Below are 17,370 nucleotides of genomic sequence, written 5' to 3' on the forward strand. Positions count from 1 at the left end.
AAGTAATTTCTAACCGTTTTTTACATTTGGTAAAAACGGATTTTGCATTTGACAAAAAAACAGCCGTTAGCAGCTGTTTCTGTGCGCTATTTTATAATTTTGTACCACAACAAAATGACTTATGGATATAAAGGAAATCATCAACCAGAGATATGCCATGCCGGATGCGTCTTTGGACAAGTTGCGGCAATGCCTGACGGAAGTTTCCTATCCCAAAGGCTTCCGCGTGCTGGAAAGTGGCAAGGTGGAGAAGGACATCTTTTTCATCAAGAAAGGCATTGTCCGCGCCTATACTTCGGTGGACGGAAAGGACATTACCTTTTGGGTCGGCAAGGAAGGGGCGACTCTCGTTTCCATGAAAGGATACGTGAACGATGAGCCGGGATATGAAACGATGGAGCTGATGGAGGATTCAGTCCTGTATGTATTGGAAAGAAAAAAACTGAAAGAACTGTTTTCAGAAGACTTGCACATCGCCAATTGGGGGCGGCGTTATGCGGAAATGGAATTACTTGCCACTGAGGAACGATTGATTTCCATGTTGTCTGCCATCGCTTCGGAACGGTATAAGGAGTTGTTAGAGAAAGAGCCTGATTTGTTGCAACGGTTACCATTGGGAAGTATCGCAACCTATTTAGGCATCACACAGGCAAGTTTGAGTAGGATTCGGGCACAAATAAAATGACGTTTCAACCAACTGAGGATAGCAAGCGGTTTTGGTCTGCCCCAAACACAAACTTGCTATTCTTCCGTTGGTATTGTTTATAATCCCATGCCCTTGCCTCTCCTAAGCGGTTCAACCGTCCTTTTAACGGATGAGAACAGCCTGCCAAACTGCTCCTCGAACCACTCTCCAATCACTTGCCCGTTGATGGCAAGTGCAAGCTTGGACATGTCTTTCGGGTCTTTTACCACTTGGAAGCCTGCTTCCTCGGTCGTGAACTTCCGCCTGTGCTCTTCCGAATAGAGCTCGCCCTTGTAGAACAGCGGTTTGCTGCTGATGAGCGTGGCAGTCTGCCTTTCGTTGAAGCCGACTTTAAGGCAGAACTTCTCCATATACACCAGCTCTTGAAACAGCGGAAACCATTTCTTGGCTTTTTGGATAATGGATTTTAGGAATGACACTTCCTCTTGGTGTGTCGCTTCCTTGTCCGCCATTTCCCTGCGGTACTTGGCTTGCAGTTCCACCAACTGGCGGCTGTGTTCCTCCTGCTGCCGCTCCATCTGCTTTTGCAATAATTCGATACTCTCGTCACGGGCGGCAACCTCGCCTTGCAAGGTTCGGTTGTCGGCTTCCAACTCTTTCAGTCTGCCGCTACCCAAAAGAGAACCTACTTTTGCCACGAGTGCCGCTTTCGCCTCGGTCTTGGCGGCTTCCAGCTTCTCCGACTTGATTTCTTTTTTGACTTCGTCAAGTTCCTGCTTTGCCTGTTGGCGTTCGGTCTGCAACTGCTGCACGTTGGCTTCAAGCTCTCCCGTCTGCCGTTTCAGGTCACGGTAGTATTGGGCGGTGGTTGTGTGCCGTGCTTCCGAACCTCGTATGCCACGCTGCAATCCGTACTTCGCCATCGCTGCGGCGTAGCTGTCGTGGTAAGCGACAAGCCTTTCACGGGTCAGGAGGTCATCGGCACACAAACGCACGGCGTTGGCTTTCTTGCGGTAGGTGCGTTTGCTGTCCGCTTGTTTCTTCTTGGCTTTCCTGCGCTCTCCCGTCACTATCGGTACGACCGTTGCATGGATGTGCGGCGTGTGTTCGTCCATGTGCAGCACTGCCGAAACTGTATTTTCCTTGCCGAAGGTATAGTGCAGCCATTGCAGGTTGTCATCACACCATTCGTCAAGTCTGCCCTCGTCCTGTATTTTCATCATATCCTCGTGCGTACCCGAAAGCACGATTCTAATTGCCCGCACTTGGTCGGGGGTTATCTTACGCTTGATGCCTGCCGTACGGATACGGTGGCTTATCGCTTCGGTACGGTCGGACACTCCATCAGGGAACTCCACCAGTTCACGGTTGAGATGTGTACGTGTAGGGTCTGCGTTCTTGGGCATTGTTTTGCGTTCTATATGGTCGGATGCGCCCGTGTCAGCCGACCCTTTCGCCTTGTTGATTTGGATGCTTATGTATCCCATGTTTGTTTCTTGTTTTTTTGGTTCTACAAATTGTTTGTCGGTATCCGTCCGCCTGCAGTCGTGCCGCACGGGGCAAACGGGGGTGTCCAGCAGCTTTACTTGGAAAGGTACGCCCGTCTTGTGACGCTTGGAGATAATCCACTTCTCGCCGTTCACCTCCACGATTCGGTCGTTGGTCAGTTCCTTGATGTCCACGAAAGAAAGGGCGGTGAAACTCGCAAACACGAACAGGTCACGGATATATGCCAGTTTCGGGTCTGAGAACTCGTGCGTCATCACCGCCTTCAACTCATCCTCCGTCAGAAACTCACGCTCCTTGACATTCGGGCTGATGTGGAACTGCGCAAACGGGTTTCTCGGTATCAGCCCGTTGAAGTGCGCACGCATCACCACACCTTTCAGCCACATGCACTTTTCCCATATCGTGCCGTTGCGCAATCCCGCTTCCGTGGAGAGATAGACCGCAAACTCCTTGATGAAGTCGGGCGTAAGCTCCAGCATCGACATGTCGCTGCGCTTGTAGAACGACTTGATGAACGCCGCCACATAGTTCCTTGCCACTACCCTTGACTGATAGGTCGCCAGTTTCCTGTCCTTGCCGACACGCTTCTTGAACACCTCGTTCTCACGGTCGAAGGCTTTGAGCAGCGTTTCATACTCGCCGCCTATGCCCTGATAGGCGTTGCGTACCATCTCTGCCGTCACAAACGCCTCACGGTCGGATATGCGCTGGTAGTGCTTGATGATTTGCGCCTTGATGTTGTCAAGCGCAAGGTTCGTTTCCCTTGCCTCCAAACTCTTGCCTTTGGCACGGTTGCCCTTTGCATCCCAAAGTTCTTTTGAGATGCTCCGCTTGCAACTGAACTGCGCCACCGTTCCGTTGATTGTAACCCGTCCCATGATGGGGACAGTTCCATTCTTCTCCTTGCTGCCGTTCGCATAGAACAGCACGCGAAATGTGCTCCTTGTCATACTCGTTCTTTTTTGGTTGCAAAACTATAAATCAACGAGTTAAACCTTGACAAGCAAACCTACGCAGAGCGGGCAAACGGAACGGTGACTGTTAAATCTGCATTTCTGACGGGTAACGATTAGGAAACCGTTCTCTTTCTCCAATCCGCTTTGAAACGCTATTCAGCCCTCTATCCAACTTCCGCGATTTTCTCCTAACTACTTAATTCACAGATTACATTGCGTTAATCTGCCGAATTTTGGAGGTTTTTCCATAGATTTTCCGTAAGTTTGTAACAGTTTTTCAAGATTAAAGACATGAGGAAATATCTGACACTTATTTTAATATTAATTGCCGGACTTTCAGTTTCGGTATCTGCACAAAAAAGAAATCAGGCCTACGAGGATTATATAAAGAAGTATAGGGGAATAGCAGTCGAGGAAATGAAGAAATATCGCATTCCTGCCAGTATCACTCTTGCCCAAGGACTATTGGAATCCGGAGCAGGAAGGAGTACATTGGCAAGGAAATCTAACAATCATTTCGGTATAAAATGCGGCAGTTCGTGGGATGGACGTACGGTGCGTCATGACGATGATCATCGTAATGAGTGTTTCAGGGCATACAAACATGCACGTGAGTCGTATGAAGATCATTCAAAATTCTTGCGTACAGGAGCAAGATATGCTTTCCTTTTCCGGTTGAAAATAACCGACTATAAAGGTTGGGCACGCGGACTGAAGAAAGCGGGATATGCTACGGATCCGAAATATGCCGACAGATTGATAAGTATTATCGAACTTTATGACCTCGACCAGTATGACAAGAAAGGTGGTTTGGAATGGGTGGAAAAAGTTCCTAATCCTCATCAGCCGTATCTGGCTAACGAAATGCTGTATGTCATAGCACGCAGGGGAGATACATTCAAGTCGTTGGGTTATGAATTCGATATCAGCAGCCGCAAACTCCGCAAGTACAATGAATTGCCAAAGGACTATGTGTTCCGTGGTGGGGAGGTTATCTATTTGGAGGAGAAACGCAAGAAGGCCACAAAAGACCATATAGTATATGTGGTCAAGGCTGGCGATTCGATGTATTCCATTTCGCAGATGTTTGGAATCAAATTGAAATATCTTTACAAGATGAACAAAATGGACGAAGATGCTCCGGCTCCTAAGGTGGGTGACATTCTCCGCTTAAGATAGTGTACAGACAGAAAATCCGCTTCTCTCATATAAAGTAGGGAAGCGGATTTTCTGTTTTTTATGGATATTATTCGTGATGATAAGGACCATTGTTAAGGATAGTCATTGCCCTGTATAGCTGTTCCACGAATATGAGGCGTATCATCTGATGCGAGAATGTCATCTTCGAAAGTGAAATCTTCTCTTGGGCAGCTGCATATACCGATTGGGAAAATCCGTAAGGACCACCTATAATGAATACCAGACGTTTGTTCACAGTGTGCATCTTCTTTTCAACCCAGTCGGCAAACTCTATGGAACGGAATTCCTTGCCGTGTTCGTCCAGCAGCACCACTACATCGCCCGGCTGTATGGCTTTCAGAATCAGTTCGCCTTCTTTCTCTTTCTGCTGTTCCATACTCAGGCTCTTGGTGTTCTTCAGTTCGGGGATTACCTCCATATCGAACGAAGTATAGTGTTTGGTTCTCTCCACATAGTCGTTTATGGCAGTGATGTAGTGTTTTTCCACTGTCTTGCCTACTACAAGTAATATAAATTTCATATTCGTTTTCTGTTTTTATAAATTACGGCTTTGCAAAGATACGAATAATCTATACCTTTGCATTATAATTCAATAAATCTGTAACATTATGGACGAAAAAGTAGTAAAAGATTTGATAGACCGCCTGATAGATCTGTCTTTCGCTGAAGATATAGGCGATGGCGACCATACAACACTATCATGTATCCCTGCTGATGCAATGGGTAAGTCAAAACTTCTTATTAAGGAAGAAGGTATTCTGGCCGGTATTGAAATAGCCAAGGAAGTGTTCCACCGTTTTGACCCGACTATGAAGGTTGAGGTTTTCATCAACGACGGTGCACACGTTAAGCCGGGTGATGTTGCCATGATAGTGGAAGGAAAGATTCAGTCTTTGCTTCAGACAGAGCGCCTGATGCTGAACATCATGCAGCGTATGAGTGGTATTGCTACTATGACAAACAAGTATGTGAAACGTCTGGAAGGTACAAAGACTCGCGTACTTGATACAAGAAAGACTACTCCGGGTATGCGTATCCTGGAAAAGATGGCTGTGAAGATTGGTGGTGGTGTGAACCATCGTATCGGCTTGTTCGATATGATTCTGCTTAAGGACAATCATGTGGACTTTGCAGGAGGTATTGATAAGGCTGTCAATCGTGCCAAGGAATATTGCAAGGCCAAAGGTAAAGACTTGAAGATTGAAATCGAGGTTCGTAACTTCGACGAGCTTCAGCAGGTACTCGACCTTGGTGGCGTGGACCGCATCATGCTTGACAACTTTACTCCTGAAAACACACGAAAGGCTGTAGAGATGGTTGCCGGCAGATATGAAACAGAATCGTCCGGAGGTATTACTTTCGACACTCTTCGCGATTATGCAGAATGTGGAGTTGATTTTATTTCTGTAGGTGCCCTTACACACTCTGTAAAGGGACTCGACATGAGTTTTAAAGCTTGCTGATTATGACTGGGAAATATCTTCTGTTGGGTTTGATACTTACTGTAAGTACAGCAGTATCTGCACAGGACTGGAAATCGGTACTTGGCGGGGTAGTGAACAAGGTGGAAGAAACGGTTTCCAAAGTAAATGAGAGTGTATCAATAGTAGGTACCTGGAGATATAATGCTCCTGACTGCAAGTTTCAGGGTGATGATTTGTTGTCTAATGTAGGTGGAGAGGTAGCCGCAAAAAAGGTAGAGGAACAGATGAGCAATTACCTTTCAAAGCTTGGTTTCAATGAGAATACAGTGTATGTGTTCAATGCCGACAGCACTTATACATCAACTGTGGCAGGACATACAGTAAACGGTACGTACAGTTATAATAAGGATACCAAGGAGATTACTTTGAAGACCAAGATTGGGCTGAAAATGACTGCCCAGATATCTACTTCACTTTTGGATGGTGGCTCTATGAGCCTGCTTTTCAATGCCGACAAGCTTATGTCTCTTGCACAGACTGTGACAGGTGCCATAGCCGGTAAATCATCAAATGCCACTGTAAGTACACTGAACACAGTGTTGTCTCAGTATGATGGCTTGTTGATAGGTTTTGAGATGAAAAGACAGTAATCTGCAACACATAGAAAAATATGAAAGGGGCAAAATCGGTTATTCCCGGTTTCGCCCCTTTCTTTCGTATATATACGAGAGTTTTATTGCTTTTCTACAGTATCCTTTTTCAATCCTCTGATTATGAAATATAGCCCAAGGATTATAAATGGGATGCTCAATATCTGTCCCATGTCTATCATCATGTAGTTCTCAAAATCCACCTGTCTTTCTTTGATGAATTCCACAAAGAAACGGAATATGAAGATTGAGAATATACAGATACCGAAGTATAGTCCGTCCTTGTAGGATTTTACTTTGCTCTGTACGTACCACATTATTCCGAAAATGATGAAGTATGCTATTGCTTCATATAGCTGTGCCGGATGTCTTGGCAGACTGTCTACCTGTTCGAATATGAAACCAAACGGGAGTGAAGTAGGCATGCCAATAATCTCCGAATTCATCAGATTGGCTATTCTGATGAAGCCTGCTGCAAGAGGTGCTGCCATAGCTATTATGTCAAGTATCTGCAGATATGTAATTTTCGTTTTCCTGCAGAACAGATATAAAGTAAGCATAAGTCCCATTGTTCCTCCGTGGCTTGCCAGACCGGCATATCCGGTGAATTTCCAGCTACCGTCCGGAAGGAATTTTACGGGGAGGACTATCTCTAACAGATGGTCGGAATAATATGCGAAATCATAGAACAGACAGTGTCCCAAGCGTGCTCCGATAAATATGCCTAGGAATGAGTAGACAAACAGCTTGTTGTAATCATCTTCGGACATCCTTCTCTTCTGGAAAATCTTGTGTACCACGATACTGGCCGATGCTATTGCAATTACCCAAAACACACTGTACCATCTTAGGCTGAACCCTCCTAAAGTGAAGATTATCGGGTCGGGATTCCAGTTTATATACATTAGGTTCATTATGTCCGTCTGTTATTTAGAGTATTTCTTTATCAGGTCTTCGGCTACTGTATCTCCCAGTTCCTTTGCCTTGTTCAGGTTTTCAAGTCCTTTTTTCTTGTCCTTTCCTTTTACCTGACAGTAACCAAGCATACGGTATGCATCGGCATTCTTCGGGTCAAGTGATACGGCCTTTTCCAAAGCTGCTATTGCTTCGTCATTCTGGTTTAGACGTATGTGTACACTGCCTTTTTCTGTCCAGTAAGCAGTGTTCTTTGGCTCAAGTTCCACAGCCTTGTTAATGTCGTTTATAGCCTGCTGATACATGCGGCACTGCATTTCTGCCTGCTGGCGGATTACGTAAAACTCAGCAGAAACCTGTCCTAACATAGCATCGTAGAAAGAATTATAGTCCAATACTGCTTCGCGATACATCTTTGCATCTGATTTTACACGTGCACGCTCGAACAGGTATGGTGCTGCATCTTTTCCATACGGAGGATTATAATATGCCACTGCGCTGTCCATCATGGCAATAATCTCCTTTTTGTCTGTACCTTCCACCAGTTCCTTGGCTTTGGCAGCTGCATAGAATGCTGATGCTGAGGCTAGGGGAGTCTTGCATACATTCTCATAGGCTGTTGCAGCATTGCTGTAATCTTTCATTGCAAAGTATATATCTCCCTGCACCTGATAGTACAAACCTTCGCCAGATTCTGAAACAGCTTTGTTTATTTCTTCCAAGGCTCTCTCTAGAGTCCAGTTTGCTTTTTCTGGCTTTTGAGTTTTACTGATACTATAGTTGTATATCAGTTTTGCAATATTGTAGTGTGCTTCTGCTTTATTCTCTGCAACATCAACTGTTTTCTGCAAGTTTTCTTCTACAGTGCTTACGATTTCATCAGAGTTCTTGTCCATATAATATGTAGCGCGTCTGAGATAGCCTTCCATATTGTTTGGATACATTTTTATGAAATCATTAAGTATAGAAAGATACTCTTCTGCCTCAAGTTGTGATGACATCATGTAGAGGAAAACCAATGCTTGCGACTCGTCTTCAGGAAGTCCTTTCTTTATTTTGATGGATTTCAATGTGGTATCGCTGCCTGAAAGAGCATTGATTGACAGACTTTTTGCATAATTTATTCCAAGGGCATAACTTTTCTTGTCCTCACTGTCGGAGTTTCTTTGAATCATACCAATTACTTCTCCGTTTTCGTTCATAAGCGGACAACTTACGTCTTTCACTCCTGTGCTCATAGAGAGTGTGTAGTAGAAAGAGTTTTTACTTATTGAGTCAATGTTCTGTATTGTTCCTGCAATTCCGTTTACAGAGTTCTGTGTGGAATATGGCATTACATATACTTTGTCGTTTGCTTTTCCGGGAGTAGATGCAGCTGAAAGAGATTCCTGCTTTTTGGTTGTTTCTGTCTTGAAACGGACCACATCATACATGTCGTTTGCTCCCAGAATGAGTGTTACAGGCAGTTCCTTGCCGTCGGCTGTAACAACTACTGCTCTGTGAGCACCTTTGAACAGGCTGTAGTCTGAAACACCCGTTCCTTCCGAGTCAATGTAAAAGCCGTTTCCTGTGTTCAATATCTTATTGTCTGCATTGTATGTGATGACAGAGAAAACAGCTTTTCTGGCTTTCTTAGCCCATTTGGGCAATTCCTGCGCCCATAGGCCGTTAATGCTTAAGGCGCAGAGTGTTATGAATATTGTTTCCCTCATGATATTGTCTGGTATTATTATTCTTCGGTAGAGAAACCACGCTGTTTGATGGCTTCGTATATAAGGATTCCTGCTGCTACAGATACGTTGAGTGATTCTATTGTACCGAATAGAGGAATCTTAATCCATTCGTCGCAGAGTGCAAGATGTTCGTAAGGCACACCAGTGTCTTCTGCTCCCATTATTATACAAGTTGGTTTTGTATAGTCACCCTTAGTATAGTCGTAATCACCTTTTTCTGTAGCTGCAACAATGCTGAAACCACTGTCCTTCAGGAATTTGATAGTGTTTGTGATATTGCTTTCGCGGCATACAGGTATTGTGTGGAGCGCTCCGGCAGAAGTCTTGATGGCATCAGCATTCACGCTTACACTATTTTTTGAAGGTATGATTATGGCATCCACACCTGCACACTCGCAAGTACGTGCTATTGCACCGAAGTTGCGAACATCAGTCAACCCGTCAAGGAGTATTATCAGCGGGTTCTTGCCCTGTTCGAACAGGAACGGTACGATGTCTTCAGTTCTCTGGTATGTGATAGGAGAGATGAAAGCCACTACTCCTTGGTGATTCTTGCGGGTTATTTTATTTATTCTCTCTACCGGAACACGCTGTACCGGAATCTGGGTATCTTTCAATGCGGCAAAAAGTTCTTTTGACAGGTCGCTCTGGATATCTTTCTTCACCAGGACTTTGTCAATTTCTTTTCCTGCCTGTATTGCTTCTATTACGGCTCTTACACCGAATATCATTTCATTTTTTTCTATCATATCTGTTCCTATATTTTTATTTATAATGAATTAAAGTCCCAGCAAAGATCTTGCATTGTTTCTTGCAGCCTCTGTCATGGTAGAACCGCTCAGCATATTTGCTATTTCGTCTATACGTTCCTCGTCTGTAAGGCGTATTATGTGACTGTTTGTTCCGGTTTCGTTGTCTTCCTTATATACTTTGTAGTGGGCATTACCTCTTGCTGCTATCTGTGGCAGGTGTGTGATGCTCAAAACCTGTCTGTTCTGTCGTCCCATATCCTGCATTATCAGAGCCATCTTTTCGGCAATAGAACCCGATACACCTGTATCTATTTCATCGAAAATTATCGTTGGCAGTTTTACTGCCCCTGCTATCATGGCTTTCAGAGAAAGCATTACTCTGGCTATTTCGCCACCCGATGCAATGGAAGCCACATTCTGCAATGTACCGTTCTTATTGGCAGAGAACAGGAAGTTTACGGCATCCAGACCGTTTATGTCTGGCTCTTTCTTTCTACATATCTCTACGGCAAACTTCACGTTGGGCATTCCAAGCGGTATAAGCAGAGATTCCATTTGCGACTGTATTCTACCGGCGCTTTCCGTGCGTAGTGCAGTTAGAATTTCTGCTTTGCTGATTACGCTGTCATACAGTTTTTTCTTTTTGATTTCCAACTCTGATATGCGTTCGTCAGACGATGTAATCATGTCAAGCTGCTGTCTGTAGTTCTCTGCTATTTCGATAAGTTCCGCATCAGTCTTTACGTGGTGTTTCTGCATCATCGAGTATATCATGTTGAGGCGAGAATTGACAAAGTCAAGTCTTGAAGGATTGAATTCCACAGCTTCCTGGGCATCGTCCATGTCGTGTGAGATATCTTTAATCTCTATGTAGCAGCTTTCAAGTCTTTCTTTCCATTCATTGGCTTTTGCAAACACTTTGCTAACTGTTTGCAAAGTATTTATGCTATCCTTTATCAGTGTCAGGCATCCGCCTTCGTCGCCACCTATGTTCTGTGTCGAGCGGTAAAGTCCAGCCTTTATATCTTCAGCATGAGAGAGGGTTTCTGCCTCCTGTTCAAGTTCAGCCACTTCGCCTTCCTTCAGTTCAGCCTCATCAAGCTGCTGGAGTTGGAAACGGATATAATCCTCCTCCTTTCTTGTCTCTTCGGCTTGTCTGATACATTCATCCAGTTCACGGCTTACCTTCCTATATTCATTGTATTCGTTCTGATAATCAGTCAGCTCCTTGATATCCTGTGCAAGAATGTCTAGAATGTTGAGCTGGAAGCCTTCTTTGTTTATCAGCAAGTTCTGGTGCTGGCTGTGAACGTCAATCAGCTTTTCTCCAAGCACTTTCATTTGCGACAGTGATGCAGGAGTGTCATTGATGAAAGCCCTGCTTTTGCCATTTATGTTTACTTCGCGGCGGATAATGCATTCCTCGCTGTCGTACTCTATATCGTTAGCCTTGAAGAACTCTTCCATGCCGTATGATGCTATGTTGAATTTGGCTTCTACGATACATTTGGTAGCTCCGTTGCGTATAGCTTTTACATCTGCCCTTTGTCCGAGCAGCAGACCGATAGCACCGAGTATGATTGATTTTCCGGCTCCCGTCTCTCCGGTAATAACGGAGAAACCCGGTTCGAATGCAATGTCCAGCTTATCTATAAGTGCGTAGTTCTGGATGAATATAGACTGTAGCATATTTATAATATTTCTGCCAAATGGTTAATTATGTCAGTTGCCACTTCTTTCTTGTTCTTGAGCGGGAACTCTATGACATTCTCTTTATCGATGATGGTTATTTTGTTGGTGTCATGTCTGAAACCTGCTCCCTTGTTGTTCAGTGAGTTGAGAACGATAAAGTCAAGATTCTTTCTTTCCAACTTGCCTTTAGCATGCTCCAGCTCATCGTTTGTTTCAAGAGCAAATCCCACCATCACCTGATTGTCTTTCTTTAGTTTTCCCAGTGCAGCAGCTATGTCCTGTGTAGGTTTCAGCTTAATAATCAAGTCGTCTTTTTCGCGCTTGATTTTTTGCTCGGCTTTTGTTTCAGGAGTGAAGTCAGCTACAGCTGCACACAAGATGGCTGCATCGCTTGAACAGAACTCGCTTGTGGCTGCATGATACATTTCATCTGCACTTTCTACACTGATGGTTCTTATATTAGGATGCTTTGCAGTAATGCTTACAGGCCCGCTGATAAGAGTTACTTCGGCGCCTCTTTCTGCGCAGCATTCAGCCAGTGCGTAACCCATTTTACCGGAAGAATAGTTACCGATAAATCTTACAGGGTCAATTTTTTCGTATGTAGGACCGGCGGTAATCATCACCTTCTTTCCGGCGAGGTCAGACTTCTTTGCGAAGAAATCCTCCAGGACGGCAACGATGTTTTCCGGCTCTTCCATTCTTCCTTTACCTACAAGATGGCTTGCCAGTTCGCCTTCGCCCGGTTCGATGATAATGTTTCCGTATGACCTGAGTGTGTCAAGATTCTTCTGTGTAGAAGGATGGGCAAACATATCAAGGTCCATAGCCGGGGCCACGAATACCGGTGCTTTCATCGACAGGTATGTAGTGATAAGCATATTGTCGGCAATACCGTTTGCCATTTTTCCTATTGTAGCTGCAGTGGCAGGAGCTATCAGCATTGCGTCTGCCCACAGACCGATGTCAACGTGGCTATGCCATGTCCCGTCTCTGCGTGCAAAGAACTCGCTTATTACAGGCTTGCTTGTTATAGTGGACAGTGTAAGCGGTGTGATAAACTCTTTTCCTGCAGGAGTTATAACTATCTGTACTTCGGCACCCTTCTTTATCAAGGCTCTGGCAAGTACAGCTGCCTTGTAGGCAGCAATACTTCCCGTGATGCCGAGCACTATTTTTTTACCTTTCATCATAGATGTCTTATTTTAGCATTCCGGTTTCTCTCAGTCTGATTTTTGTAAGCACGTTCTTTGTGTTCAGAGCGAAATCGCCGTTCATAATCCATCCGTAATATCCGATGTCTTTCTTCAGAACTTCGGCTACCGGCATTCCTTTATATTTACCAAAGTTGAATACTTCCACTCCGTTGTCATCATAAACTATTCTGCCGGCGAAATCTACATTCTTAGAATAGCTTGAATATTCCGACAGGAAGTTGATATCGTTTTCCAGTGTGTCCTGATACATATCCAACTGAGCTTTAAGAACCTCATAAGTAGCTATTGTATCGGCTTCAGCCGTATGAGCATCTTCCAGATTCTTTCCGCAGTAGAATTTATAAGCAGCCGACAGAGTACGCTGTTCCATCTTGTGGTAGATAACCTGTACATCGATAAACTTTCTTTTAGTAAGATCGAGGTCAATACCAGCTCTGAGGAATTCCTCTACAAGCACAGGAACATCAAATCTGTTGGAGTTGAATCCTGCTATATCAGCACCTTCGAAGTCCTTTGCGATGTTAGTTGCCACTTCCTTGAAAGTAGGGCAGTCTGCCACATCTTCGTCTGTTATGCCGTGGATGGCTGTTGATGATTCCGGAATATGCATTTCCGGGTTTATTCTCATTGTTTTGCTCTCTTCGTTTCCGTTAGGATAAACTTTCAGATAGCAGATTTCCACTATTCTGTCGCTCGTTATATTTGTACCTGTAGTTTCAAGGTCGAAGAAAACTATAGGGTTTTTAAGATTCAGTTTCATTATAAAAGTATTAATCGTTAAGCATCATAGGCATGAGCAGCATCAGCAGGTCTTCGTTCTCTTCCTGTTCTTCAGGAACAATAAGTCCGGCTCTTGAAGGGTCAGCCAATTCGATAATTACATTCTGCGATGAGATGTTGTTCAGAATGTCGATAAGGAAAGACGATTTGAAACCGATGCTCATGTCTTTTCCGTCGTACTGGCATGTAAGAGTTTCTTCGGCAGAAGTTGAGAAATCTATGTCTTGGGCAGAAATAGTCATGCTGTTTTCTTTCAGGCTAAGTTTTATCAAGCTGCTTGCCTGAGAAGAGAATACAGATACACGCTTCAGAGCACTGATGAAGATGGCGCGGTCTACTACTGCTTTATGAGGATTGTTCTGCGGAATAACAGAATTGTAGTTAGGATAGCGTCCTTCGATAAGGCGGCAAGTCATCTGGTAGTTTTCCATTGTGAACATAGCATTCTTATCGTCGAAACAAATCTGTACGTCGCCCTGTTCCTTTGGAAGTATATTCTTAAGAATGTTAGATGGTTTCTTAGGAAGGATGAAAGCAGCTTTCTCGTTGCCAGTAGAGGCGAATGACTTGTTGCGGACAAGTTTGTGACCGTCAGAAGAAACAAGTGTCACATCCTGCTGGCTGATGTCGAAATATATACCGTTCATGACAGGACGTAGTTCGTCGTCGGCTGTAGCGAAGATACATCTGTTTATTCCTTTAAGCATAACGTCGGCAGCCATTGTCAGGTTAACGACTTCGCTTCCCATCTGTTTGGGCAGAGGATATTCGTCGCCGTTCTGTGCCATCATGCTGTATTTACCGTTAGGGTATTTCACTGTAATCTCCATTGTATCAGTATTGATATTGAAGTTCAATGGCTGTTCAGGATTTTCTTTCAGAGCTTCGAGGATAGTCTTCGATGAAATGGCAAATCGTCCTTCACCTTCATATTCGCTCACTTCGATGCTTGTAGACAGAGTTGTTTCGCTGTCCGAAGCTGTCATTGTGATAGTTCCGTCGTTAAGTTCTATCAGAATACAGTCCAGAATTGGAAGAGAGTTTTTTGAATTGATAACACGGCTGATAGCCTGCAAATGGCTGAATAATGTTGTGCTTGAAACTAAAAATCTCATGATTGATGTTATATTAAATTGTTTTTTTAATAATTATTTCCGTTTAAAAGTATCTACAGTTATTCCTTGAATAATCGAATGCCAAAGTTACAAAAAAAGATTGTTTGGCTAAAGGAATTGATTGATAAAAATACCCTTATGTGGATAAAAAATATTGTGAAAAATTAGTTCACTTCTAAGGAAAAGAGTAATTTCGTGACCTAAAATTTAATAGAACGTTTTTATGGAAATAACAGGAAGAATTATTGCTGTTCTTGAGCCGCGCGGTGGCGTGTCGAAATCGGGTAACAACTGGAAGGTTCAGGAATATGTTTTGGAAACTAACGAGCAGTATCCTCGTAAGATGTGTTTTGATGTGTTTGGTGAAGATAAAATCCAGCAGTTCAACATACAGGCAGGTGAAGAACTTACAGTTTCGTTCGATATAGATGCTCGCGAATGGCAGGGTAGATGGTTCAACAGTATAAGAGCATGGAAAGTGGAAAGACCTTCTCAGAATGCAGGAATGCAGCCTCAGCCTGCTGATTATTCTTTCCCTCCTGTGTCATCGGCTCCGGTACCTCCAGCTGACTTCTCGGCTACTGACGACAAGGACGATCTGCCTTTCTGATAATAAGGGATTTATAAAACAAAACAGCCATATCGCATTTCGGTTTGAAACATTGCGATATGGCTGTTTTATTTTTACTTGTATCTTGGCTGTTATGAATTCATGCTAAGCAGGAACTCATCGTTGTCCTTAGTCTTCTCAAGTCTGTCTTTTACAAAGTCCATAGCTTCTACAGGGTTCATGTCCGACAGATATTTGCGCAGAATCCACATTCTGTCAAGAGTAGTCTTGTCAAGCAGCAAATCGTCGCGGCGAGTGCTTGATGCTACAATGTTTACTGCAGGGAATATACGCTTGTTGCTCAAGTTTCTGTCAAGCTGCAATTCCATGTTACCGGTACCCTTGAATTCTTCGAAGATAACTTCGTCCATCTTAGAACCGGTGTCGATAAGAGCAGTCGCTATGATTGTGAGTGAACCACCACCTTCGATGTTACGTGCAGCACCGAAGAAACGTTTTGGCTTGTGTAGCGCGTTTGCGTCGACACCACCCGACAATACCTTACCGGATGCAGGAGATACAGTGTTGTATGCACGTGCAAGGCGTGTGATAGAGTCGAGGAAGATTACTACGTCGTGTCCGCTTTCCACCATACGTTTGGCTTTTTCCAGAACTATGCCCGCAATCTTCACGTGGCGCTCTGCCGGCTCGTCGAAAGTAGAAGCAATAACTTCTGCCTTGACGCTTCGTGCCATGTCTGTAACTTCTTCAGGACGTTCGTCTATGAGAAGCATTATCATGTATACTTCAGGATGATTTTCTGCAATGGCATTTGCGATATCCTTCATAAGGATAGTCTTACCTGTCTTAGGCTGTGCCACGATGAGTGCACGCTGGCCCTTTCCGATAGGAGAGAACATATCGACTACACGTGCTGACAAATTGTCATTATATCCTTTGCAGAGCTTGAACTTCTCGTCCGGGAACAATGGCGTCAGGTGATCGAAAGGTATGCGGTCGCGTACCAATGCAGGGTCGGCACCGTTTATCTTGTTTACTTTTACAAGTGGGAAGTATTTTTCACCTTCCTTTGCCGGGCGGATTGTGCCTTCCACTACATCGCCAGTCTTCAGACCATACGTCTTGATTTGCGACTGGGATACATATATATCGTCCGGTGAGGAAAGATAATTATAGTCCGATGAACGCAGGAATCCATAACCGTCAGGCATAATTTCAAGAACGCCTGAGCCTGTGATAATATCCTCAAAATCGTATACTTTTTCTGCAGGTTTTGCTGGTTGCTGTGCCTCAGGCGCGTTTTGTGCTGCATTGTCTGTAGCCTGTGACTGTTCTTCGGGAGCAGGCAGTTGCATTTGAGGAACTGCAGGCAGTTGTATTTTGTTCTCCTGTGCATTTTCCGGCTGCGCATTTACAGATTGCTGTTTGTTGTTTTGCTGCTGTTTGCCGTTCTGCTGTTTGCCGTTCTGCTGCTTGTTGTTCTGAGCTTTCTGCTGTTTTTTGTTATTGTTTTTTTTCTGCTTCTGCTGGAACTTATTGTCTGTTTGTGGGATAACAGGAGGTTCTACTTTTGTAGCTTCGAATTTGCCCAACAGTTCAGTAGGAATTTCAAATTTCTCAGACGGTAAGTCTTCTATAGGAATAAAATCGTCTCCTCCCTTAAGATCCAATGGAGGTAGTTCCATGTCATCGTCAATGAATACCGGGATAGGTCTTTCTGTTTCAGTAATAGCTTTATTGTCTTGTTTTGTGTCTGCCTGTATGTCCGATTTAATATCGGATGTATTTTCCTTTACTTTTTCTGTCTTGTTTTTTGACCCCGGTTTTCTGCCCCTTTTCGCCTTAGGTTTTTCTTCTGTGGCTACTGGTGCTTGTTCAACTTCGGTTGTGCTTTCCGGAACTTCTTTGATTGTGCTTCTGGTTTTTATTTCAGGAGTCTTTGCTTCGAGTTTAAGCGCTTTATCTTTTGTAGCTGTATATACTTTGTCTCCTTCTTTCTTTACACTGATTCTGGCTCTTTTCTTGGTCTGCCCTTCCGGTTTGTCAGTGTTTGCTTTCTGTGATGCACTTTTTATGGCTTGCTCGTCAAGAATCTTATATACGAGCTCTTCTTTTTTAAGTGCTGAAGTTTTTTTCAGACCCAACTCTTTGGCTATCTCTTGCAATTCGGAAAGGTCTTTTTCATTTAATTGTATGATATTATACATATA

15 protein-coding genes and 1 pseudogene are annotated in these 17,370 nt (G+C 44.0%); 5 read left to right on the forward strand and 11 right to left on the reverse strand.

Annotated features, from left to right (window positions below; genetic code table 11):
* Nucleotides 1-121 precede the first annotated feature (121 nt).
* Nucleotides 122-685, forward strand: a complete 564-nt coding sequence (locus tag I6E11_RS11295) for a Crp/Fnr family transcriptional regulator (protein WP_235338106.1) — start codon at nucleotides 122-124, stop codon at nucleotides 683-685.
* A gap of 77 nt (nucleotides 686-762) precedes the next feature.
* Here I6E11_RS11295 and mobV read toward each other — a convergent pair whose 3' ends face one another.
* Together mobV and I6E11_RS11305 are read right to left on the reverse strand one after the other, a co-directional pair.
* Complete coding sequence (mobV, locus tag I6E11_RS11300; protein WP_235338118.1) at nucleotides 763-2,133, reverse strand: MobV family relaxase; 1,371 nt, start codon at nucleotides 2,131-2,133, stop codon at nucleotides 763-765.
* A gap of 75 nt (nucleotides 2,134-2,208) precedes the next feature.
* A pseudogene (locus I6E11_RS11305) lies at nucleotides 2,209-3,105 on the reverse strand (phage integrase SAM-like domain-containing protein); the annotation flags it as partial.
* A gap of 297 nt (nucleotides 3,106-3,402) precedes the next feature.
* Between I6E11_RS11305 and I6E11_RS11310 the strand changes: the two are divergent.
* A complete protein-coding gene (locus I6E11_RS11310) occupies nucleotides 3,403-4,290 on the forward strand; it encodes a glucosaminidase domain-containing protein (RefSeq protein WP_235338107.1) in 888 nt (295 codons plus the stop codon).
* Nucleotides 4,291-4,357: 67 nt separating this feature from the next.
* On the opposite strand, the gene rlmH is transcribed toward I6E11_RS11310, so the two are convergent.
* The gene (rlmH, locus tag I6E11_RS11315; protein ID WP_235338108.1) at nucleotides 4,358-4,831 is read right to left on the reverse strand and encodes a 23S rRNA (pseudouridine(1915)-N(3))-methyltransferase RlmH; all 474 of its coding nucleotides are present in this window, start codon (nucleotides 4,829-4,831) and stop codon (nucleotides 4,358-4,360) included.
* 88 nt (nucleotides 4,832-4,919) lie between these two features.
* Between rlmH and nadC the strand changes: the two genes are divergently transcribed.
* Both nadC and I6E11_RS11325 read left to right on the forward strand, forming a co-directional pair.
* On the forward strand, nucleotides 4,920-5,774 hold the full coding sequence (gene nadC, locus I6E11_RS11320) for a carboxylating nicotinate-nucleotide diphosphorylase (RefSeq protein ID WP_235338109.1): 855 nt from the start codon (nucleotides 4,920-4,922) through the stop codon (nucleotides 5,772-5,774).
* A gap of 2 nt (nucleotides 5,775-5,776) precedes the next feature.
* Nucleotides 5,777-6,385 (forward strand): DUF4923 family protein, encoded by a 609-nt coding sequence (locus I6E11_RS11325; protein ID WP_235338110.1) that lies wholly within the window; start codon nucleotides 5,777-5,779, stop codon nucleotides 6,383-6,385.
* An 83-nt stretch (nucleotides 6,386-6,468) separates the two neighbouring features.
* On the opposite strand, the gene lgt is transcribed toward I6E11_RS11325, so the two are convergent.
* From lgt to dnaN, 7 genes are read right to left on the reverse strand one after another with little or no spacing between them, the layout of a single operon-like run.
* Nucleotides 6,469-7,299 carry a prolipoprotein diacylglyceryl transferase gene (lgt, locus tag I6E11_RS11330; protein WP_235338111.1) on the reverse strand — a complete coding sequence of 277 codons (831 nt, stop codon included), beginning with the start codon at nucleotides 7,297-7,299 and terminating at the stop codon, nucleotides 6,469-6,471.
* Nucleotides 7,300-7,311: 12 nt separating this feature from the next.
* Complete coding sequence (locus I6E11_RS11335) at nucleotides 7,312-9,012, reverse strand: tetratricopeptide repeat protein (RefSeq protein ID WP_235338112.1); 1,701 nt, start codon at nucleotides 9,010-9,012, stop codon at nucleotides 7,312-7,314.
* A gap of 17 nt (nucleotides 9,013-9,029) precedes the next feature.
* Nucleotides 9,030-9,782 carry a 23S rRNA (guanosine(2251)-2'-O)-methyltransferase RlmB gene (rlmB, locus tag I6E11_RS11340; RefSeq protein WP_235338113.1) on the reverse strand — a complete coding sequence of 251 codons (753 nt, stop codon included), beginning with the start codon at nucleotides 9,780-9,782 and terminating at the stop codon, nucleotides 9,030-9,032.
* Between the two features lie 30 nt (nucleotides 9,783-9,812).
* Nucleotides 9,813-11,474, reverse strand: coding sequence for a DNA repair protein RecN (gene recN / locus I6E11_RS11345; RefSeq protein WP_235338114.1), 1,662 nt, complete (start codon nucleotides 11,472-11,474; stop codon nucleotides 9,813-9,815).
* A 2-nt stretch (nucleotides 11,475-11,476) separates the two neighbouring features.
* Nucleotides 11,477-12,667 carry a bifunctional phosphopantothenoylcysteine decarboxylase/phosphopantothenate--cysteine ligase CoaBC gene (gene coaBC, locus I6E11_RS11350; RefSeq protein WP_235338119.1) on the reverse strand — a complete coding sequence of 397 codons (1,191 nt, stop codon included), beginning with the start codon at nucleotides 12,665-12,667 and terminating at the stop codon, nucleotides 11,477-11,479.
* Nucleotides 12,668-12,677: 10 nt separating this feature from the next.
* Entirely contained in the window at nucleotides 12,678-13,454 is a 777-nt protein-coding gene (locus I6E11_RS11355) for a 3'-5' exonuclease (RefSeq protein WP_235338115.1), read from the reverse strand.
* Nucleotides 13,455-13,464: 10 nt separating this feature from the next.
* On the reverse strand, nucleotides 13,465-14,589 hold the full coding sequence (gene dnaN / locus I6E11_RS11360; RefSeq protein ID WP_235338116.1) for a DNA polymerase III subunit beta: 1,125 nt from the start codon (nucleotides 14,587-14,589) through the stop codon (nucleotides 13,465-13,467).
* Nucleotides 14,590-14,812: 223 nt separating this feature from the next.
* Here dnaN and I6E11_RS11365 point away from each other — a divergent pair, with 223 nt between their 5' ends.
* Nucleotides 14,813-15,199, forward strand: a complete 387-nt coding sequence (locus I6E11_RS11365; protein WP_235338117.1) for a DUF3127 domain-containing protein — start codon at nucleotides 14,813-14,815, stop codon at nucleotides 15,197-15,199.
* 92 nt (nucleotides 15,200-15,291) lie between these two features.
* Here the strand turns inward: I6E11_RS11365 and rho are convergent, their stop codons facing one another.
* On the reverse strand, nucleotides 15,292-17,367 hold the full coding sequence (rho, locus tag I6E11_RS11370) for a transcription termination factor Rho (RefSeq protein ID WP_235338120.1): 2,076 nt from the start codon (nucleotides 17,365-17,367) through the stop codon (nucleotides 15,292-15,294).
* Between the last annotated feature and the right edge of the window lie 3 nt (nucleotides 17,368-17,370).

It is taken from the genome of Bacteroides caecigallinarum (genome assembly GCF_021531075.1).
Classification (GTDB): Bacteria; Bacteroidota; Bacteroidia; order Bacteroidales; family Bacteroidaceae; genus Phocaeicola; species Phocaeicola caecigallinarum_B.